Origin of the sequence: Roseovarius lutimaris, assembly GCF_900115165.1 — a bacterium.
Lineage (GTDB): Bacteria > Pseudomonadota > Alphaproteobacteria > Rhodobacterales > Rhodobacteraceae > Roseovarius > Roseovarius lutimaris.
Genome location: NZ_FOVP01000005.1, coordinates 48,776 through 67,765 on the forward strand (window position 1 = coordinate 48,776; position 18,990 = coordinate 67,765).

The window sequence follows — 18,990 nt, forward strand, 5'->3', positions numbered from 1 at the left end:
ATCTCGGCGGCCCTTTTGGTGTCTCTCGCCTCTGCAACGTTTACGCATCTACCCGCTTTTGCAACACGAACGGCTGATCCAGCCAGGCGCGCAGCGCCACCGTCGTCGCCTCGGGCGCCTCCATCGGGGGCAGATGCCCGGCCCCTTCGATCACCGACAGGCTTGCATAGGGAATAAGGTCAGCCATAAAGCTGTGCCGCTTGACCGGCGTCAGCCCGTCATGACGCCCGCAAAGCACCAGGGTCGGCACCTTGCAACGTCGCAAAACCGATTGATAATCGCGCCTGCGCTGTAAAGCGCGAACTTGGCGAACGATCGCATCCGCGCCAATATTTTCCGCCATCTCCGCAAGTTGCGCCATGATCGCCGCGCGGCCCGTGCCCGGCGCAAGATAATCGGGCAACAAGAAGCTCTGTACCGCATCGCCAAGACCGCCCGAGCGCAGCTTGATGATGAACGGCTCATAAGCGGTGGCCGATTGCGGTGTCTCGGCAAGCGGATTGGTGTCCATCAGCGCGATCCGCGACACCCTGTCAGGGGCGCGGCGCAGGATCTCCATCGCGACGATGCCGCCCATCGACAGCCCCGCAAGGGCAAAGCGCCGTGGCAGCACATCAAGCAGGCCCGATGCAATTTCCTCAACCCTGTCACCGCCGGTAATCGGGGCCACGGTGACGGCCGTATCCCTGCTTAGATCTGTCAATTGCTGGGTGAAAAGCCGCGCGTCGCACATCATGCCGGGTAAAAAGACCACCGGATCCTGGGTCATGAAATATCCTTTGCTCGATATTGGACCGAAACTGCCTCGCCCCCAGATTGACACCAGATGTAGCCCTGCGGTCAAGCCAATGCGCCCGCGCGGGCTATAATATGCCGGTGATCCGGCTTAGCATAAGTGTGATCGCGCCTTGGGTGTTGCCCGGCGCAAATTCAGCGCGCCCTCTGGCCGCCGCCCCGCGCGATCACCTCTTCGACAGAACGCACGATCAGGTCGAGGCAATCGGGATCGGAAAAGCGGTGATCGGCCCCTTTCACCAGTGTCAGACGTATATCTTTTCCTGTTGCATGGTCCAAAAGCCGCATGGCGACCGAGATATCCACATCTTTATCGGCTGTACCTTGCAAAAATCGAACATTGAAGGGCAGATTCAGCGGCTCACGCAAAACCAGCTGAGTGCGGCCTTCCTCAATCAGGCGGCGGGTGATGATATAGGGCTCGCCATATTCGCTTGGCAGGGCGATCTGTCCGGTTTCGACGAGTTCGGCGCGCTGCGCCTCGTCAAATCCCGCCCACATCGAGTCTTCGGTGAAATCCGGTGCGGCAGCGATGGTGACAAGCCCCGCCACGCGCTCGGGCATGGCGCGCGCGATCAGCAAGGAGATCCAGCCGCCCATGGATGAGCCAACCAGAACCTGCGGCCCATCGGTGAGCGCAGCAATCGCCGCCCCGGCATCTGCGGCCCAATCGCCAATACACCCGTCGCTGAAAGCGCCCGATGATTGGCCATGGCCGGAATAGTCAAACCGCAGAAAAGCGTGCCCGGTCTTAGCCGCCCAGTCTTCAAGATGGATCGCCTTGGTGCCCTCCATGTCGGATTTGAATCCGCCCAGAAACACCACGCCCGGCGCCGTGCCCGGCGTCTGGTGATAGGCCAGTTTGCGGCCGGTGTCGGTGGTCAGGTAAGCGGGATCGGGCATGGCATCCTCCGTCGTGTCATCGCGCAATAATGCCCCGCGACGCCGTCACGGGCAAACCGGTTTTCGCACCTGCGTGCTAGCCCTCGACCGACCGCAGCGTCAGGGCCAGAGCGCCGCCAAGAAACGCCATCACCGCAAAGCCAGCAAGCGCACCGGTCGGGCCGATGAACGAAAGCGCGCCACCAAAGGCCCCGGCCAACAACAGGATGATCCCGATCGCCGTATTTGCCAGTGCGGCATTCTGCGAGCGCTTGTTTTCATCCGAAATATCAACAAGGTAGACCGAGCGCGCCTGACGCACCCCGTGATAGGCAAGCATCAACAGAAACAGGATCGCCGGGATCACGCCGGGGCTGTTGGCACGCCCAAGGCCCTCGGCAAAAATCGCCGCCAGCATGGCGCAGCCGCCGGCGACACCGGTCAGCAAAAGCACCTTCGGGCTATGCTCATCGGCCATCCGCCCCCAGATATAAGAGCTTAGAAACGACGCCCCCGAAGAGGCCAGAACAAGCGCGCCGAGCGTGTTGAGCCCCGCGCCCCCCTGTGCCGACAAAACCACCATGTAGGGCGGTGCCAGAGCGGTCGAAACCAGCAACCCGCGCACCAGAATGAAGCGGCGCAAATTGGCGTCACCGCGCAGGATCGCAAGATATCCGCCCGTCGCATCAGTGGTCTCGGGTGTGCTGTCGTCCTCATTAAGCTGTGCCAGAACCATCGCCGCGATCCCCCAGGCCAGCGCCGCAATCGCAATAACGCCGATGACCGCGCCGCGCGTCTGCAACACACCGGTCAACAGCAGCCCGGCAAAGACCAGCACCGCCGCCGCCGAAACCGACCCGGCAAGCCCGGTCACGGCGCCGCGCCGCGATTGGCCGACGGTCTTGCCGAGAATATCCTTGTAAGACACCGAACAGGCCGCGCGCGCCAAGGCCAGAAGCGCCAGAAACGCGCATATCGCAAGCCCTGCGGCCCAGCCGGTAAGGAAAAACGCGGCCACCGCGATCATTGCTGCCGCCAATCCCTGAACCGCACTGCCGATGACCCAGACCCAGCGTCGCTGTCGCAGGCGTTGCAAGATGGCGCCGAACACAAGCTGGGGCAGGAGCGCGCCCGCCTCGCGGATCGGGACCAGCAGGCCCACGAAAACGGTCGGCGCGCCCAGGATCCCCAAAAGCCAGCTCAGCACCAGCTTGGGGTCAATCAGCCCATCGGCGATTTTCGTCAGCGTAAGCGCGACTAGGTGACGGCGCGCATTGCGCGCCTCTGGCTCCGACATCTCTGACGAAACAAGGTGAGCCGTCAGGCTTTTTACAACGCGTTTCAATGTTTATCCGAGGCCCTTTAGCCCCCGACATACGATCCCTGGCGGGGACGGTAAAACACTTTCTGGTTATGCAGTCGCCCCAGAAGATCCTGAATCCGGCGCAGGGTGTCATTTGATTCAGCCGAACTCTCGCCAACCTCGTCATTCGGCGCGGCCAACTCTGCTTTCGTCTGGCGCAACGCGTTCTCGATAAGGTCCATATCTTCTACGGTCAGTTCGAAGTTCGAGTTATAGGTTGGCATTCACTGCGGCCCTTCTGTTTGAGGATGGGTGGAATCGCCATGATTCCCATATGCGGCAAATTAGGCATCATTTACGACAAGTCCACTGATTTTCCCAAACTGCGTCAATGTGTTACCTTTTCCGCTTGTATACCAAAGACCACAGAGAAACGGCCACACTACAGGCACGGACCGGGCCTTGACGCGCGCGCCACCGGGGGGCATATGGGCGGGATTGACCCGCAACCGGGCGCTCCGTGGGCGCCAAACCGACGAGGAGCCGCGATATGGCCCAGATTTCCCTTACTTTTCCCGATGGCTCGGCGCGCGACTATGCCCCCGGCATTACCCCTGCCGAGGTGGCCGCCGACATATCGACCTCGCTTGGCAAAAAGGCGATTTCGGCCCATGTCGACGATCAGCACTGGGATTTGCAATGGCCGATCAACCAGAATGCCCGCATCAGCATCAACACCCTCAAGGATGAGACCCCGGCGCTTGAGCTGATCCGCCACGATCTTGCGCATGTCATGGCACGCGCGGTGCAGGAGCTTTGGCCCGACGTCAAGGTGACCATCGGGCCGGTGATCGCCAATGGCTGGTATTACGACTTTGATCGCGCCGAACCGTTCACGCCCGAGGATCTGGGCCTGATCGAGAAAAAGATGAAGGAAATCATCAATCTGCGCGACCCCGTCAAAACCGAAATCTGGGATCGTGCGCGCGCCGTCAAGCATTATCAGGACAATGACGAACCCTTCAAGGTCGAGTTGATCGAAGCGATCCCCGGCGACGAGCCGCTGCGCATGTATTGGCACGGGCACTGGCAGGATCTGTGTCGCGGGCCGCACTTGCAGAACACCGGTCAACTTCCGGCGGATGCGTTCAAACTGATGTCGGTGGCCGGGGCCTATTGGCGCGGCGACAGCGACCGCAAGATGTTGCAGCGCATCTATGGCGTGGCCTTCACCGGCAAGGAAAAACTCAAGGAATACATGACCTTCCTTGAAGAGGCCGAAAAACGTGACCACCGCAAGCTTGGCCGCGAGATGGATCTCTACCACATGCAGGAAGAGGCGCCCGGTCAGATTTTCTGGCATCCCAACGGTTGGAAAATCTACACCACGCTTCAGGATTACATGCGCCGCAAGCAAAATCGCGATGGCTATGTCGAGGTCAACACTCCGCAGGTGGTCAACCGCAAGCTCTGGGAAGAATCCGGCCATTGGGACAACTATCAGGAGCATATGTTCATCGTCGAAGTCGATGAAGAGCATGCCCGAGAAAAGACGGTGAACGCGCTCAAGCCGATGAACTGTCCCTGCCATGTGCAGGTGTTCAATCAGGGGCTTAAATCCTATCGCGACCTGCCGCTTCGGATGGCCGAATTCGGTAGTTGCAACCGCTATGAACCCTCGGGCGCGCTGCACGGGATCATGCGGGTGCGCGGCTTTACCCAGGATGACGCGCATATTTTCTGCACCGATGATCAGATCGAGGTGGAAACCAAGAAATTCATCGAATTTCTCGCCGGTATCTATGCCGACCTCGGGTTCCATGACTGGACGATCAAGCTTTCGACCCGCCCGGAAAAGCGGATCGGATCAGAGGAAAGCTGGGACCGGGTCGAGGCCGCGCTTGGCGATGCCTGCAAGGCGGCCGGCTATGAGTATGAAATTCAGGACGGCGAAGGCGCGTTTTACGGGCCCAAGCTTGAGTTTGTGCTGACAGATGCGATTGGCCGCGACTGGCAATGTGGCACGCTTCAGGTTGACCCGAACCTGCCCGAGCGGTTGGATGCGAGCTATATCGGCACTGACGGGGCCAAGCATCGCCCGGTCATGCTTCACCGGGCGGTTCTGGGCTCTTTCGAGCGCTTTATCGGCATCCTGATCGAGGAACATGCCGGGAAACTGCCGTTCTGGCTAGCGCCGCGACAGGTGGTTGTCGCCTCGATCGTGTCGGATGCGGATGACTATGTGCAAGAGGTGACCGCCAAGTTGGTCGCGCTTGGCGTGCGCGCCGAGGCCGATGTGCGCAACGAAAAGATCAACTATAAGGTCCGCGAACATTCGCTTGGCAAGGTGCCTGTCATTCTTGCCTGTGGCATGCGCGAAGTCGAAGAGAAAACCCTGTCTGTCAGGCGCTTGGGCGAAAAGCAATCCAGCGTTCAAACGCTGGAAGAGGTCGCCGTGGCGCTTGCGAAAGAGGCCACACCCCCCGATCTTGCATGATCCCTGCCCCGCGCGCCCTTAACCGGGCGCGCGGGAGATGCGTCAAAAATGCGACTTGGGTTCGTCGGGTTTGCCCGCCGCGATCGCAAGCACACCCGCGAGACTGGTAAAGCCGAGCGGGAACATGGTAAACACGCCAAACCCGAAGGCGTAATACATCAACCCCGCCGAGATCAGCAGCAGGATCCCCCCCCACAGCGCGCGCATTTTGGCCATCGCACCGCCTGCGATGGCGAGGATCGGAGCCAGAAAGCTTGCGGTGCGAATCAACTCGGGGTTGCTGACCTGATGGGCCAGCCCCTCGATCTCGCCAAAGCGGTAGATGGCTTCGGTATAGCCATAGCTGAAAAACCCCACGAGAATCGCCAGAATACCGCCGATAAGCCCCAATACCATCGCTGCGCTGCGCATGATCTCTCCTTGTTAAGCTATTCTTTCATGTAAGAATTTTGAGGCGTTATCCAAGAAGCGCCGACTGGGTATCGCTGCCCCAGCCAAGATAAAGCGCGCCCTGCGCCTCAATCAGTGGCCGCTTCATCAGGCTTGGGTGCGCGGCCAAAAGCTCTAACGGGCTCTGGTCGCGCTCAGATTCGCTTAGCCCCCGCCAGGTGGTCGACTTGCGGTTGAGCAACGCTCCGCCGAACCGCTCAAGCGCGGCGCCCATCACATCTTGTGGCACACCATCTGTGCGGACGTCACGAAATTCTGCATTAGGAAGCGATTTCAATGCCTTGCGGCAGGTATCGCAGGTCTTCAAACCATATAGGATCATCACGGGCCCCCTCTTTTCGTGCCTCAATAACGGGCAAGTTCCCGCCAGTCACGGAGTTTCGCTTGATTTTTGCCAAGGCAATGCAATCATCGACGGTGTTACGCGTGGCGCATCGGCCGCCTTTAAGGCGTCTTGATGCGGCAGTGTGACATGGCCCGGCATAATACCGGGGAAGCGACGAAAAGGAGAAGCGGAATGCCAACTGGCACCGTGAAATGGTTCAATACGACAAAGGGTTACGGATTTATTGCCCCCGATGGCGGCGGTCAGGATGTGTTTGTGCATATCTCTGCGGTCGAACGTTCGGGGCTGACGGGCCTTGCCGACGATCAGAAGGTCGGTTTCGAGCTTCAGGATGGGCGTGACGGGCGCAAGATGGCGTCAGATATCACGCTCCTCTGAGCGCAACGCAGGCAGAGTGAGAGAAAACAGGGCGCGCAGACCGCATGCCCTGTTTCCATGGTCTATTTGATCGTCCGGATCAGTAGCAGCCTTTGGCACCCGCCGGGCAGTTCAGATGCGCACGCGCGCTGCGCGCCCTGGGGCTGTAGTGGCGGATTTTCTTGCGCACTGGGTGCGCCATAACCTGTTGATAAGATTGCGCCTGGTTCGGCTGACCACAACAGATCACGCCGTTAAGCGATACCGGCTGAAGACCTGCCGGGCAGTAATTGACCGCGCTTTCATAGGCATAAACACGCGGCCCCTCGGCAAAGCCCGGGGTGGCAAGAACGGCCAAAGCAAGACCGGCGGCAAGTGAGGAAAGATAACGCATAAGACCCTCGTAAATATGGTTAATAGCCCGAATTGATTACCGGATACGGTATAGGACAAAGTTCGCCTGTCAAATTTTTAAAACGGAAACACTGTGTTTTCGAATCGGTGTGGCATGCGTGAAACGCAGGCCCTCACAAAACCACAGACAACCCAGGGTTGGCGCGCATTGCGCACTTTCGCCGATTTGAAAACCAGTCGTAACAGCGGCCACAGGGACCGAACCGCCCGGGGGAACAGCCCCCGGGCGCCCTTACCTCAGGCGCGCGCCTCGCGGATAAGCCGCAGGATATCCTTGGCCGCCTCGGGAATATTGGTGCCGGGGCCAAAGATGGCCTTAACCCCCGCTTTCTTCAGGAATTCGTAATCCTGCTGCGGAATGACACCGCCACAGATCACGATGATATCGCCTGCATCTTTCTCACGCAGCGCCGCGATCAACTTGGGCGCAAGGGTCTTGTGCCCGGCCGCCTGGCTGCTGATGCCGATCACATGCACGTCGTTGTCGACCGCATCCTGCGCCGCCTCGTCCGGGGTCTGGAACAGCGGGCCAACATCGACGTCAAAGCCGATATCGGCGAAGGCCGTGGCGATCACCTTGGCACCCCGGTCATGACCGTCCTGGCCCATCTTGACCACCAGCATGCGGGGGCGGCGCCCCTCCTCTGCGGCAAAATCTTCGACCGACTTCTGGATTGCGGCAAAGCCTGCATCGCCCTCGTAGGCGGCGCCATACACACCGGCCAGGGTTTTCACCTCGGCTCGGTGACGGCCAAATTCCTTTTCAAGGCTCATACTGATCTCTCCTACGGTGGCGCGGGCGCGCGCGGCCTCGACCGCCCCTTCCAGAAGGTTGCCGCCCTCTTTGGCGCGGCGGCTCAACTCGTCAAGCGCCGCCTGACAGACGGCCTCATCGCGGCTGGCGCGGATGTTTTTCAGGCGCACGATCTGGCTTTCACGCACCGCGACGTTGTCCACATCGAGAATGTCGATCGGGTCTTCCTTATCTTTGCGGTATTTATTGACCCCGACAATTACCTCGGTGCCCCGGTCGATCATCGCCTGTCGTGTGGCGGCGGTTTCCTCGATGCGCAGCTTGGGCATGCCGGATTCAACGGCCTTGGTCATGCCGCCCATCGACTCGACCTCTTCAATCAACTCCCAGGCTTTATCGACAAGATCGGCCGTCAGCTTTTCAACGTAATAAGAGCCTGCCAGCGGATCGACCACATTGGTTACGCCGGTTTCTTCCTGCAAGATCAACTGGGTATTGCGCGCAATCCGGGCGCTGAATTCGGTCGGCAGGGCAATCGCCTCGTCAAGCGCGTTGGTATGAAGGCTTTGCGTGCCGCCCAAGACCGCGCTCATCGCCTCATAGGCGGTGCGGATCACGTTGTTATAGGGGTCTTGCTCCTGCAAACTCACGCCGCTGGTCTGGCAATGGGTGCGCAGCATTTTCGAGCGCTCGTTCTTGGCGCCAAACTCGGTCATGATGCGATGCCACAACAGACGAGCGGCGCGCAATTTGGCCGCCTCCATGAAAAAGTTCATGCCGATGGCAAAGAAAAAGCTGAGCCGTCCGGCAAACTTGTCCACATCCATGCCCGCCTCGATTGCGGCGCGGACATATTCGCGACCATCCGCCAGCGTATAGGCCAGCTCCTGAACAAGGTTCGCGCCGGCCTCTTGCATGTGATAGCCTGAGATGCTGATCGAGTTGAATTTCGGCATCTCGTTGCTGGTATATTCGATGATGTCGCTGATGATCCGCATGCTCGGCTTGGGCGGATAAATATAGGTGTTGCGCACCATGAACTCTTTCAGAATGTCGTTCTGAATGGTGCCCGAGAGCACGCTTTTGTCATGCCCCTGCTCTTCACCGGCGACGATAAAGCTGGCCAGAACCGGGATCACGGCGCCATTCATCGTCATTGACACGCTGACCTTGTCAAGCGGGATGCCGTCAAACAGGATTTTCATATCCTCGACACTGTCAATGGCCACACCGGCCTTGCCGACATCGCCTTCGACGCGAGGGTGATCGCTGTCGTAACCGCGGTGGGTGGCAAGATCGAAGGCCACCGAAACGCCCTGTTGGCCGGCGGCCAGATTGCGGCGGTAAAAGGCGTTGGATTCCTCGGCGGTGGAAAAGCCGGCATATTGCCGGATCGTCCAGGGACGCCCGGCATACATCGTCGCCTTGACGCCGCGCGTAAAGGGCGCCTGTCCGGGGATCGTGCCCATATGAGGCAGGTCCGCAACATCTTCTTCGGTGTAAAGCGGCTGGACCGGAATACCCTCAAGGGTGTTCCAGGTCAGATCATCCAGCGGGCGCCCCCGCAGTTCTGCTTCGGCCAGATTACGCCAGTCGTCTTTCTTCTTCGTCATTGGGGTGTCCTCTTGTCGTCTGGCCGATGGGCGGGTTTTGTCCCGCCTTCACCGGTCCGGTTTCCTCTGTCAATCGTGCCAGACCATCGGCCCCGGCACCAAGCCAGAACAGATCGTCGGAATAAGCCTCTTGCAGGGCCAATGTCTGATAGCGGTCAAACGGGCGCCAGCGGCCCGTGCCTTCGCCAAGACGTGCGTCGTCACCGCCCCGCGCCGTCACCAGTTTGCGCAGCTCCGCAAGATCGGGCGCGCGGTTGAGCCAGTCGCGTGCCGCTTTGCGCGGCGGGCTGTCAATGCCGGTCATCTGGCGCAGCTTTTCGTCCGGCAGGCCGGCATAGACCTCATGCGGCAGCACAATGATTTCCGGCCCACCCATGGCACAGGCCAGATCGGTGATCACATCGCGCCAATGGCGGTTCACCGTCACCAGCCGATCAAGATCGTCCGGGCCAGGCACACGGTGCCCGCGCCCGACCGCAAAGGCCATCGCCGACGACCACCAGGCATCCTGACCCCGGACCGAAATGGCAACCCGGCTTATGCGCCCGTCAAAGGCATTGGCAAAGCGCGCCATTCGATCGCCGATGTCGCCGTAAAGCCGGCTGCCACGCAGATTGCGACGCGGCGCGCCGATCATGTTCTCGTCACTGACCACAAGCTGGCAAAGCCCGGCCGCCTCTGCCTTGCGCAGGCGCAGCGCGATGCGGCCACGGGCACGATGCAATTGTTCGGTGACCGAACTGCGCCCGGCCACCGGAATGACCCCGGTCAGAATCCCGTCGCGCGTCACATCCGGGCCCCAATAGCCGATGCCCCGCGCCGCGAGCACCTTGCGATTGGCGTGCATATAGTGCTGGAAACTGGTCGAGGCGGTTCTATGCGCCCCCAGATGCAGGATGATTTCCATATCAATACGTGCCTTTCGCCAGATCGCCGCGCCTTGCGGAGTATTTGTTTTGACTCCGTCATCCTGCGCGCCAAATCCTGAGCATGGCCTTAATCGTAAAATTTTTCGGACCTGTCGAGATTGTCTCTTCGCAATTGCTGCCATCCCCCCTATATCTTGTCGGGTAGGAGAGCCCATGAAACCACTAATTTCCCTTGTTTTTCTGGCATTTATTGCCACATCTTCCATCGCGCAGGACGCGCCCCAGGATGCGGTAGATATCCCCATCCTTGATGGGACAGCGGCAAATTTGAATGAATTTCTATGGATTAAAAGACCGCTTGTTGTCTTTGCCGATACGCCTGCCGATCCGCGATATGTGGAACAGATGGGGTATATCGCCGAGCGGCTTGATGTGCTGGAAGAGCGCGATGTGGTGGTCTTGACCGATACCGACCCTGCCGCGCGCTCGGAGCTGCGCAAGACGTTGCGCCCACGCGGATTCTCTCTGGTGCTGGTGGGCAAGGACGGGGTCATATACCTGCGCAAACCGGCGCCCTGGCGAGTGCGCGAAATCACCCGCAGCATCGACAAATTGCCGGTGCGCCAACAGGAATTGCGCGACCATACAAGCGGAAGCTGAAACCGGCGCACCATCTATCCCGCCCCCATCGCAACAACCAAAAGCCCTGATTGCGGCTCAAGCAACATCAGGGCCCCGCTCTCATTGTCAAAGGCCAGGGTCGCGCCCATGGTCACGATGGCATGGCGAAACGCGCTTTCGGTGATCTCGCCCATGCAGGCGCGCGCCTCAAGGCCCGCGCGGCGCATCCGCATGCCCGCTGGGCGGTCGATATTGGCAAGCGCCACCATTGATTGATCCGGCGACTGCCCGGGGCGCGTCATCGCCGCAAGCCCGCGCGCCGCCAGAACACGACCCATCTCGCCGACATTGTCGGTCAGGGGCATGGCGGCCTTTACCCGGTCGCCCTTGACCCGGTAAACCCCCGCCGCACAGTCGCGCCCGGCCTTGAATTCAACGGTCTCGCCAAGGCTGAACCATTGCTCAATCCGGTCCCTTTGGGCCACCTCTTCATCGCGCACGCAGGCCATTGCCAGGGCCATCAGCACCAGCATCGACATCGCATTGCGCATATGGGCGGCGGCCCGTGGCATTGGCTTATTCGAACTCCATGATCACATCGTCAACCGCAAGGCTGTCGCCCGGGTTTGCGTTAAGCTTGGTCACCGTGGCTTTTCTCTCGGCCCGCAGGATATTTTCCATCTTCATCGCTTCCACGGTACAAAGTGCCTGACCCTCCTGCACCTCGTCGCCGACGGCGACGTTGACCTTGACGATCAGACCCGGCATCGGACAGAGCAGCAGTTTCGATGTATCAGCCGGAAGTTTCTCGGGCATTAACGCGGCCAATTCGGCCTGACGCGGGGTGCGCACATGCACCTTGAGATCGGCCCCACGCGAGCGGATCCGGAAACCGCCGGAAATCTTGCCGACTTTCAACACCAGCGGCTTGTCATCCACCATCAGCGTCGCAAGCTGATCGCCCGGCGTCCAGTCGCTTGTCACCCGGAGATTATCACCATCCTCAAAGCGGACCGTCGCGCCGGATTTGTCGGCGGCGATCGTCACCGCAAAGCTATGCCCCTGAAGCGACACCACCCAATCCTCGCCGACGTGGCGTTCGTGATTGTCCATCCGGCCCGACACGCGGGTGCGCCGGATTTCGGCCACCCGGTGCATCGCCGCACTGCTTGCCGCAATCGCACGCAATGCGTCTTCGCCAAGGGTAACCCCTTCAAATCCGTCGGGATATTCTTCTTCGATAAAGGCGGTGGTCATCTCACCGGCCACGAACTTGGGGTGATCCATCACCGCGCTCAGGAACGGCAGGTTATGCCCGACGCCTTCCATCTCGAAGGCGTCAAGCGCATTGCGCATGCCCTCGATCGCCTCATGACGGGTGTGACCCCATGTGCATAGCTTGGCGATCATCGGGTCGTAGAACATGCTGATTTCGCCGCCCTCAAAGACGCCGGTATCATTGCGCACCACCGCCCCTTCGATCGCAAGCTCTTGCGGCGGGCGATAGCGGGTCAGACGGCCAATCGAAGGCAGGAAACCGCGATAGGGATCCTCGGCATAAAGCCGACTTTCCATCGCCCAGCCGGTCAGCTTGACGTCGCTCTGCGTCAGGCCAAGCTTTTCACCGTAGGCCACGCGGATCATCTGTTCCACAAGATCGACCCCGGTGATCAGCTCGGTCACCGGATGCTCGACCTGAAGGCGGGTGTTCATCTCAAGGAAATAGAAGTTGCGCTCACCATCGACGATGAATTCCACCGTCCCGGCCGAGGTATAGCCCACCGCCTGTGCCAGCGCGACCGACTGTTCACCCATCGCCTTGCGGGTGGCCTCATCAAGAAACGGGCTTGGCGCCTCTTCGATCACCTTCTGGTTCCGGCGCTGGATCGAGCATTCGCGCTCGCCCAGATAGATGCCGTTGCCATGGCTGTCACACAGCACCTGAATTTCGATATGACGCGGTTGCGTGACGAATTTCTCAATGAAAATCCGGTCATCGCCAAAGCTGTTGGCGGCCTCGTTCTTGGAACTTTGAAAGCCCTCGCGCGCCTCGTCGTCGTTCCAGGCGATCCGCATGCCCTTGCCGCCGCCGCCGGCACTGGCCTTGATCATCACCGGATAGCCGACCTGATTGGAAATCTTGACCGCGTCTTCGGCATCCTCAATGAGGCCCATATAGCCCGGAACGGTGCTGACTTTGGCCTCTTGGGCGATCTTCTTGCTGGTGATCTTGTCGCCCATCGCCTTGATGGCCTCGACCGGCGGCCCGATAAAGGCGACGCCTTCGGCCTCAAGCGCCTCGGCGAACTTGGGGTTCTCCGACAGAAAACCATAACCCGGATGCACCGCCTCGGCGCCGGTCTGGCGAATGGCCGCCATCACCTTGTCGATGACGATATAGGATTCATTGGCCGGTGCGGGACCGATATGAACCGCCTCATCGGCCATGCGCACATGCAGTGCATTGCGGTCGGCATCCGAATAGATCGCCACCGTCTTGATACCCATGGCCCGCGCGGTTTTGATCACCCGACAGGCGATCTCGCCACGGTTCGCGATCAGGATCTTCTTGAACATCTTAGGTCCCTTCTTTCCGGTTCTTGGCCGCGCGTCTGCGCGCACGGGTCTTGCACAAAAAGACCACCGGCGCGTTCTGCACCGATGGTCCGGGTCTCAGCATCGCAGCGCGCGGGCCATTGGCCCGGCGTGCGGCTTGAATTCTCTTTAGTTACAGCGGCTTGGGTAGGCCTGACAATAAACCACGTTGCCCGCGGCCCCGACAGCGGCGCCGGTAATGACACTTCCGCCCACCACAGCGCCGGTGACCGCACCGGCACCGCCACCCAAAAGCGCCTGTTCGGGCACCGTGTCGCCACAGGCCGCAAGCCCCATGAGGGCAAGTGCCGAGAGCATCGGAATAACTTTGCGTTGGATGGTGTGCATGTTGGATCGCCTCCTGAAATACGCGATTGGATATCGCCGTCAGTCAACGCCATATCACGTGCACCGTCAAAGCCGCCACGCCCGACATAATGCCGATCGGCAAACCGCCGCCGAGATCCGTAAAGCCGGTGTTTCAAAGAAAAAACGGGCGGTCTATGCCAACCAGCACAGCGCCGCCCGTAAGGGGAAGGGTAACGGATCAGACGTTTGGTCAACGCCCCTTGGGGAAGGGCTTCCATCACCTGCTTCATACTGCCGATATCGCAGGCTGCGGCCAAGCCGAAATCACGCGGGACAACCGCATCGGCTGTATTCCGCGTGTTTTCACAACCGACTGGCAAGTTCATGCCGACCCGCGTCATCCCTCAGCCTCCCGGTCGCTGAACACTTCGGGAAAAGACGACCGCGCAACGGCCAGATCAATCACCAGCAAGGCGTCATAGCTTTCAGGGTCAAAGCCCTCTTCAAAGGGCTTCACCTCACGTCCGAACAACCACGCCAGACGCCCGGCATCAAGATTGCCACGCTCAAACGGCTGATCGCCGAAATGCTCCCAGAGCGCACGCAAGAAGCCGACATCGGCACGCCGGTCTGCGGGCCTGCGATCACGAAATCGCTCGCGCTCGGTCAGCGGTGTGGCGCCCCTGGGATTGGCGCGGCGAATGACAAACTGGAAATCCGTGCCCGGAAGACGCCCGGGGAACCCGCGGTGTTTGATCATGACACCCCCCCTGATCCGACAGAGACGGGGGCGGACATTCCCGAGGCCGCCCGCATCACGGCTGACAATAGAGCGCAGGGCCCGGAAAAAGGCTGAAAAGACCTAAAAATATGGTGATAGCCGCAGCTTGCCGCTACACGATAGCGCAAATCGCGAGCTTTGACGCATCGCGCCAAAAGCGGGACAGGCGGTGCCGCCTGTCCCTGTTCAACCTTGAAAAGGTTACTTGTACTTACCGGTGATAACCGGCTCGGTCGAAATCGGCTCGGGCTCGACAACGACGAATTCTTCCTGTGCGGGCTGTGCGCAAGCTGCGACAAAGGCCACAAGGCCAATTGCGAGAACGCTCTTGATGCTGTTCGACATGTATTTCTCCTGTCTCTCTTGTCTGCATAAACGGAGGCCACAGGGACACATCCCCCTGACCGCCCGAATGGCGAGGTTAAGGTTACTCTGGTGTAACCAGCCCTCATCATAGCCGAATTTCGGGAAAATGAATACGCGCCAGTGGCGAACACCCGCTCATGTGACGCCAAAGCCTCATTCCGCCCCCCACGTGAACTGCGTCTCTCAACATCTTGTGTTTGCATTAAAACATCTCCCAGATGCAGACCCCGTCCTGCACGCTATAAGCCTCGAAAACCTGTGTCACCTCGGGGTCGAACGCCCCGAATTCTGACGGCCGGTCGGCCAGTGATATAACAATCCGGTTCGGTATTGGACCGATGCCCGGAAGCCGCGTCACGGCGTAGGTCTGACACAAGTAATCCATATCCCCCATGACCATCTCCAGCGCGGCCTCGCCGCCCGTAAACCCTTCTGCAACAAAGCGAAACCGATACGTAAGCCCTCCGCCCGGCCGATCCGTCAGCACCTCCAGAAGCCGCGCCTCAAGTCCCGAAGGCAGCAGCAGCGTCTCCTCCTGCGCCGCCGCTGCCTGTTGCGCAAGGCAGAGTGTCACAATCAGCCCCGCGATCCTCATCTCGCCCTCCGCATCCAGCGCGCACGATTGGCCGGATCCTCAAGCACCGCCGCGATCCTTGCCTCGGCATCGGCCCGGTCAAACCGGCCCTGAACCTCGCCACCGGCAACAACCTCAAGGCCGCCGTAAGAGCGCGTCACCCGCACCGCCGGTATAAATCCGCGCAGGGTCTGCAACGCGCGCCACATATCCTGGCGGATCAGATGCGCAAGATAGCGTCGCCCACCCTTTGGAAGCCGAGTCGCAACCGCCAGATCAAAGCGAACAGGCCAGCGCCGCGCCACCACAAGCGCGCCGCCCTCCTCCTCGATCTCATGCCAGCGATCCCGGCCCATGCCCTGTCCACTTCCCCTATTTCTTCTGGCCCTAAATATCCCGGGGGTTTGGGGGCTGGCCCCCAAGTCGCCCTTCCCTCAAAGCGGAATATTGTCGTGCTTTTTCCAAGGGTTGGTCAGCTTCTTGTTGCGCAGGGATGCAAACGCCCGGCTCACCCGCATCCGCGTGCTGCGCGGCTGAATCACCTCGTCGATGAATCCGCGTTCGGCGGCGACGAACGGATTGGCGAAGCGATCCTCGTAATCCCTGGTATGGGCCGCGATCTTCTCGGCATCCTTGAGATCACCGCGATGGATGATCTCGGTCGCCCCCTTGGCCCCCATCACTGCGATCTCCGCCGTGGGCCAGGCATAGTTGAAATCGCCGCGCAGGTGCTTGGACGCCATCACGTCATAGGCGCCACCATAGGCCTTGCGGGTGATCACTGTCACCTTCGGCACCGTCGCCTCGCCGTAAGCGAACAAGAGCTTCGCACCATGTTTGATCACGCCGCCGAATTCCTGGCCTGTTCCCGGCAGAAAGCCCGGCACATCGACCAGCGTCAGGATCGGAATTTCGAACGCATCACAAAACCGCACAAAGCGCGCCGCCTTGCGCGAGCTGTCGATATCAAGACATCCCGCAAGAACCATCGGCTGGTTGGCGACAACCCCGACAGTCTGACCTTCCAGACGGATAAACCCGGTGATGATATTCTTGGCAAATTCGGCCTGAATCTCATAAAAATCAGCCTCATCGGCGATTTTATGGATTAATTCCTTCATATCATAGGGAGAGTTGGCATTGTCGGGGATCAGCGTATCAAGGCTATTCTCGACGCGCCCCGGTTGGTCAAAGAACGGACGCACGGGCGGCTTTTCTCGGTTATTGAGCGGCAGGAAATCCACCAGACGGCGCACTTCAGCCAAGGCCTCGACATCGTTTTCAAACGCGCCATCGGCGACACTTGATTTGCGGGTATGGGTGCTGGCGCCGCCAAGCTCTTCGGCGGTGACCACCTCGTTGGTGACCGTCTTGACCACATCGGGCCCGGTCACGAACATGTAGGAACTGTCGCGCACCATGAAGATGAAATCGGTCATCGCGGGCGAATAGACCGCCCCCCCGGCGCAGGGACCCATGATCAGGCTGATCTGCGGGATGACGCCGCTGGCCATGATATTGCGCTGAAACACCTCGGCATAGCCGGCAAGGCTGGCGACCCCCTCCTGAATGCGCGCACCGCCGGAATCGTTGATCCCGATCACCGGCGCGCCGTTCTGCATCGCCATATCCATGATCTTGCAGATCTTTTCGGCGTGGGTTTCGGACAGTGAGCCGCCAAACACGGTAAAGTCCTGGCTGAACACATAGACCATCCGGCCATTGATCGTGCCCCAGCCGGTGACAACACCGTCGCCATAAGGCCGATCCTGTTCCATGCCGAAATCGGTACAGCGATGCGCCTTGAACATGTCGAACTCTTCAAAGCTGGCGTCGTCCAGCAAAAGCTCGATACGTTCGCGTGCTGTCAGCTTGCCCTTGGCATGCTGTGCGTCGATCCGGCGCTGTCCACCGCCCTGACGGGCTTCGGCGCGGCGGCCTTCCAATTCCTGAAGGATGTCTTTCATGGCACTCCCCTTGCAATATTGCGCATAGCATAGGGATTTTAGGCGCGAGCACAAAGCAGAATCCCGCAAATTTGCAAAGATATGAAAACCTAGAATTGCAAACCTGTAAATTTGCGAATATATGGCGGGCGCCATGGACTTCCCCGCGCGCGCCTTTTACGCCATTTGCATGAACCGGGAAAACAAGGTCCGGTTTCTGGACCGCTCAACACCACCGCATATAATCACGTTGATCCTGCTGGCAGGGCTTTCTGCCTTGGCGATGAATATTTTCCTGCCAAGCCTGCCGGGCATGACCGAGTGGTTTGACACCGAATACCGGCTGATCCAACTGTCTGTTGCGCTGTATCTCGGGGTCAATGCCGGGCTGCAATTGCTGATGGGGCCGATTTCGGATCGCTGGGGGCGACGGCCGGTGATTATCGGCGGGCTAGGCCTGTTTCTGATCGCCACGCTTGGCTGTATCTTTGCGCCCAACGTCTATGTTTTCCTGACCTTTCGCATGTTTCAGGCCAGCGTGGTCGTGGCCATGGTTCTAAGCCGTGCCATCGTGCGCGACATGGTCCCACAGGACCGCGCCGCGAGCATGATCGGCTATGTCACCATGGGCATGGCCGTGGTGCCGATGATTGGCCCGGCCTTTGGCGGGGTGCTGGATGATCTGTTTGGCTGGCAGGCCAATTTCTGGGCGTTGTTCGCGCTTGGTGCGCTGATCCTCTGGCTTTCCTGGTCCGATCTTGGCGAGACGGCCCCCCTGAGCGGGCGCACGCTTGGCCAGCAGTTTCGCGAATACCCCGAACTTCTGACCTCACGGCGCTTTTGGGGCTATGCCCTGGCGTCGGGGTTTTCATCAGGATCGTTCTTTGCCTATCTCGGCGGCGCACCCTTTGTCGGAGCAGAGGTCTTTGGCCTGCCCCCCGCGCAGCTTGGCCTGTTTTTTGGCGCCCCGGCAATCGGCTATTTCCTGGGGAATTTCGCCTCGGGGCGCTTTTCCACCCGGCTTGGCGTCAACCGAATGGTGTTCTGGGGCACATTGGCCAACGCGATCGGAATCGCCGTGAACCTGTCGCTGTTTTACCTCGACCTTGGCACGGCGGTCACGTTTTTCGGGCTAATGACGCTGATGGGATTGGGCAATGGCATGGTCATCCCCAACGCCACGGCGGGCGCCCTGTCTGTGCGCCCCGAGCTTGCCGGCACCGCGAGCGGTCTGGCCGGGGCGTTGATGATCGGGCTTGGGGCGGCGCTATCGGCGCTTGCGGGATTGCTTCTGACCCCTGAGAACGGGGCGTTCACCTTGCTCTGGATCATGCTCATCACCGGGCTTGCCGCCATCGTGACAATCCTGTTGGTGATGCGGCGCGAACGTCGGCTTGGCCTGTCCTGAAGGCTCACTCACATCCACTCACGATTATTCGACCTTCTCTGGTTTTTGCGCAATGCGCCCCCACGTGGGGAAGAACCAACCAAAAGGAGGCCTGAATGACCCCGACCCGC

The 18,990-nt window shown here is 60.0% G+C and carries 21 protein-coding genes; 4 read left to right on the forward strand and 17 right to left on the reverse strand.

Annotated features, from left to right (window positions below):
- Positions 1-40 precede the first annotated feature (40 nt).
- The 4 genes from BMZ91_RS05585 to BMZ91_RS05600 form a co-directional block, all read right to left on the reverse strand.
- Positions 41-769, reverse strand: coding sequence for an alpha/beta fold hydrolase (locus BMZ91_RS05585; protein ID WP_092835626.1), 729 nt, complete (start codon positions 767-769; stop codon positions 41-43).
- Between the two features lie 161 nt (positions 770-930).
- Complete coding sequence (locus BMZ91_RS05590) at positions 931-1,698, reverse strand: alpha/beta hydrolase (protein WP_092835628.1); 768 nt, start codon at positions 1,696-1,698, stop codon at positions 931-933.
- Positions 1,699-1,774: 76 nt separating this feature from the next.
- Positions 1,775-3,022 carry an MFS transporter gene (locus BMZ91_RS05595; RefSeq protein ID WP_245736215.1) on the reverse strand — a complete coding sequence of 416 codons (1,248 nt, stop codon included), beginning with the start codon at positions 3,020-3,022 and terminating at the stop codon, positions 1,775-1,777.
- A 17-nt stretch (positions 3,023-3,039) separates the two neighbouring features.
- Entirely contained in the window at positions 3,040-3,264 is a 225-nt protein-coding gene (locus BMZ91_RS05600) for a hypothetical protein (protein WP_092835632.1), read from the reverse strand.
- Between the two features lie 266 nt (positions 3,265-3,530).
- On the opposite strand from BMZ91_RS05600, the gene thrS reads away from it, so the two are divergent.
- Positions 3,531-5,477 (forward strand): threonine--tRNA ligase, encoded by a 1,947-nt coding sequence (gene thrS / locus BMZ91_RS05605; RefSeq protein WP_092835897.1) that lies wholly within the window; start codon positions 3,531-3,533, stop codon positions 5,475-5,477.
- A gap of 42 nt (positions 5,478-5,519) precedes the next feature.
- Here thrS and BMZ91_RS05610 read toward each other — a convergent pair whose 3' ends face one another.
- Both BMZ91_RS05610 and BMZ91_RS05615 read right to left on the reverse strand, forming a co-directional pair.
- Entirely contained in the window at positions 5,520-5,888 is a 369-nt protein-coding gene (locus BMZ91_RS05610; RefSeq protein WP_092835634.1) for a hypothetical protein, read from the reverse strand.
- A gap of 46 nt (positions 5,889-5,934) precedes the next feature.
- Positions 5,935-6,249: an arsenate reductase family protein gene (locus BMZ91_RS05615; RefSeq protein WP_092835636.1), complete on the reverse strand. Its 315-nt coding sequence runs from the start codon at positions 6,247-6,249 to the stop codon at positions 5,935-5,937.
- 195 nt (positions 6,250-6,444) lie between these two features.
- Here BMZ91_RS05615 and BMZ91_RS05620 point away from each other — a divergent pair, with 195 nt between their 5' ends.
- Positions 6,445-6,651: a cold-shock protein gene (locus BMZ91_RS05620; RefSeq protein ID WP_092835638.1), complete on the forward strand. Its 207-nt coding sequence runs from the start codon at positions 6,445-6,447 to the stop codon at positions 6,649-6,651.
- A gap of 79 nt (positions 6,652-6,730) precedes the next feature.
- On the opposite strand, the gene BMZ91_RS05625 is transcribed toward BMZ91_RS05620, so the two are convergent.
- The 3 genes from BMZ91_RS05625 to BMZ91_RS05635 form a co-directional block, all read right to left on the reverse strand.
- The gene (locus BMZ91_RS05625; protein ID WP_177193794.1) at positions 6,731-7,024 is read right to left on the reverse strand and encodes a hypothetical protein; all 294 of its coding nucleotides are present in this window, start codon (positions 7,022-7,024) and stop codon (positions 6,731-6,733) included.
- A 257-nt stretch (positions 7,025-7,281) separates the two neighbouring features.
- Positions 7,282-9,411 (reverse strand): methylmalonyl-CoA mutase, encoded by a 2,130-nt coding sequence (gene scpA, locus BMZ91_RS05630; protein WP_092835640.1) that lies wholly within the window; start codon positions 9,409-9,411, stop codon positions 7,282-7,284.
- On the reverse strand, positions 9,383-10,318 hold the full coding sequence (locus tag BMZ91_RS05635) for a hypothetical protein (RefSeq protein ID WP_092835642.1): 936 nt from the start codon (positions 10,316-10,318) through the stop codon (positions 9,383-9,385). The genes scpA and BMZ91_RS05635 overlap by 29 nt, the downstream gene beginning before the upstream one ends.
- A gap of 175 nt (positions 10,319-10,493) precedes the next feature.
- On the opposite strand from BMZ91_RS05635, the gene BMZ91_RS05640 reads away from it, so the two are divergent.
- Positions 10,494-10,940: a DUF4174 domain-containing protein gene (locus BMZ91_RS05640; protein WP_092835644.1), complete on the forward strand. Its 447-nt coding sequence runs from the start codon at positions 10,494-10,496 to the stop codon at positions 10,938-10,940.
- Between the two features lie 14 nt (positions 10,941-10,954).
- On the opposite strand, the gene BMZ91_RS05645 is transcribed toward BMZ91_RS05640, so the two are convergent.
- The 8 genes from BMZ91_RS05645 to BMZ91_RS05675 form a co-directional block, all read right to left on the reverse strand.
- A complete protein-coding gene (locus BMZ91_RS05645; RefSeq protein WP_092835646.1) occupies positions 10,955-11,473 on the reverse strand; it encodes a hypothetical protein in 519 nt (172 codons plus the stop codon).
- Between the two features lie 4 nt (positions 11,474-11,477).
- The gene (locus tag BMZ91_RS05650) at positions 11,478-13,478 is read right to left on the reverse strand and encodes an acetyl-CoA carboxylase biotin carboxylase subunit (RefSeq protein ID WP_092835648.1); all 2,001 of its coding nucleotides are present in this window, start codon (positions 13,476-13,478) and stop codon (positions 11,478-11,480) included.
- Between the two features lie 147 nt (positions 13,479-13,625).
- Positions 13,626-13,844 (reverse strand): hypothetical protein, encoded by a 219-nt coding sequence (locus tag BMZ91_RS05655; RefSeq protein WP_177193795.1) that lies wholly within the window; start codon positions 13,842-13,844, stop codon positions 13,626-13,628.
- A gap of 358 nt (positions 13,845-14,202) precedes the next feature.
- Positions 14,203-14,565, reverse strand: a complete 363-nt coding sequence (locus BMZ91_RS05660; protein ID WP_092835650.1) for a hypothetical protein — start codon at positions 14,563-14,565, stop codon at positions 14,203-14,205.
- 222 nt (positions 14,566-14,787) lie between these two features.
- Positions 14,788-14,931, reverse strand: a complete 144-nt coding sequence (locus BMZ91_RS21380; RefSeq protein WP_170925183.1) for a hypothetical protein — start codon at positions 14,929-14,931, stop codon at positions 14,788-14,790.
- Between the two features lie 223 nt (positions 14,932-15,154).
- A complete protein-coding gene (locus tag BMZ91_RS05665; RefSeq protein WP_092835652.1) occupies positions 15,155-15,547 on the reverse strand; it encodes a DUF6497 family protein in 393 nt (130 codons plus the stop codon).
- Entirely contained in the window at positions 15,544-15,882 is a 339-nt protein-coding gene (locus tag BMZ91_RS05670; RefSeq protein ID WP_092835654.1) for a hypothetical protein, read from the reverse strand. Before BMZ91_RS05670 ends, BMZ91_RS05665 begins: the two co-directional genes overlap by 4 nt.
- 78 nt (positions 15,883-15,960) lie before the next feature.
- Complete coding sequence (locus BMZ91_RS05675) at positions 15,961-17,493, reverse strand: acyl-CoA carboxylase subunit beta (RefSeq protein ID WP_092835656.1); 1,533 nt, start codon at positions 17,491-17,493, stop codon at positions 15,961-15,963.
- A 133-nt stretch (positions 17,494-17,626) separates the two neighbouring features.
- Between BMZ91_RS05675 and BMZ91_RS05680 the strand changes: the two genes are divergently transcribed.
- A complete protein-coding gene (locus BMZ91_RS05680; RefSeq protein WP_245736216.1) occupies positions 17,627-18,880 on the forward strand; it encodes a multidrug effflux MFS transporter in 1,254 nt (417 codons plus the stop codon).
- Positions 18,881-18,990: the final 110 nt, after the last annotated feature.

Excerpts from the sequence above, each read along its gene's own strand:
- thrS (WP_092835897.1), top strand. The coding sequence starts at position 3,531 with ATGGCCCAGATTTCCCTTACTTTTCCCGATGGCTCGGCGCGCGACTAT.
- scpA (WP_092835640.1), bottom strand. The coding sequence starts at position 9,411 with ATGACGAAGAAGAAAGACGACTGGCGTAATCTGGCCGAAGCAGAACTG.
- BMZ91_RS05680 (WP_245736216.1), top strand. The coding sequence starts at position 17,627 with ATGGACTTCCCCGCGCGCGCCTTTTACGCCATTTGCATGAACCGGGAA.
- BMZ91_RS05655 (WP_177193795.1), bottom strand. The coding sequence starts at position 13,844 with ATGCACACCATCCAACGCAAAGTTATTCCGATGCTCTCGGCACTTGCC.
- BMZ91_RS21380 (WP_170925183.1), bottom strand. The coding sequence starts at position 14,931 with ATGTCGAACAGCATCAAGAGCGTTCTCGCAATTGGCCTTGTGGCCTTT.
- BMZ91_RS05645 (WP_092835646.1), bottom strand. The coding sequence starts at position 11,473 with ATGCCACGGGCCGCCGCCCATATGCGCAATGCGATGTCGATGCTGGTG.
- BMZ91_RS05640 (WP_092835644.1), top strand. The coding sequence starts at position 10,494 with ATGAAACCACTAATTTCCCTTGTTTTTCTGGCATTTATTGCCACATCT.
- BMZ91_RS05620 (WP_092835638.1), top strand. The coding sequence starts at position 6,445 with ATGCCAACTGGCACCGTGAAATGGTTCAATACGACAAAGGGTTACGGA.
- BMZ91_RS05600 (WP_092835632.1), bottom strand. The coding sequence starts at position 3,264 with ATGCCAACCTATAACTCGAACTTCGAACTGACCGTAGAAGATATGGAC.
- BMZ91_RS05615 (WP_092835636.1), bottom strand. The coding sequence starts at position 6,249 with ATGATCCTATATGGTTTGAAGACCTGCGATACCTGCCGCAAGGCATTG.
- BMZ91_RS05660 (WP_092835650.1), bottom strand. The coding sequence starts at position 14,565 with ATGATCAAACACCGCGGGTTCCCCGGGCGTCTTCCGGGCACGGATTTC.
- BMZ91_RS05675 (WP_092835656.1), bottom strand. The coding sequence starts at position 17,493 with ATGAAAGACATCCTTCAGGAATTGGAAGGCCGCCGCGCCGAAGCCCGT.
- BMZ91_RS05590 (WP_092835628.1), bottom strand. The coding sequence starts at position 1,698 with ATGCCCGATCCCGCTTACCTGACCACCGACACCGGCCGCAAACTGGCC.
- BMZ91_RS05670 (WP_092835654.1), bottom strand. The coding sequence starts at position 15,882 with ATGGGCCGGGATCGCTGGCATGAGATCGAGGAGGAGGGCGGCGCGCTT.
- BMZ91_RS05650 (WP_092835648.1), bottom strand. The coding sequence starts at position 13,478 with ATGTTCAAGAAGATCCTGATCGCGAACCGTGGCGAGATCGCCTGTCGG.
- BMZ91_RS05625 (WP_177193794.1), bottom strand. The coding sequence starts at position 7,024 with ATGCGTTATCTTTCCTCACTTGCCGCCGGTCTTGCTTTGGCCGTTCTT.
- BMZ91_RS05585 (WP_092835626.1), bottom strand. The coding sequence starts at position 769 with ATGACCCAGGATCCGGTGGTCTTTTTACCCGGCATGATGTGCGACGCG.
- BMZ91_RS05635 (WP_092835642.1), bottom strand. The coding sequence starts at position 10,318 with ATGGAAATCATCCTGCATCTGGGGGCGCATAGAACCGCCTCGACCAGT.
- BMZ91_RS05665 (WP_092835652.1), bottom strand. The coding sequence starts at position 15,547 with ATGAGGATCGCGGGGCTGATTGTGACACTCTGCCTTGCGCAACAGGCA.
- BMZ91_RS05610 (WP_092835634.1), bottom strand. The coding sequence starts at position 5,888 with ATGCGCAGCGCAGCGATGGTATTGGGGCTTATCGGCGGTATTCTGGCG.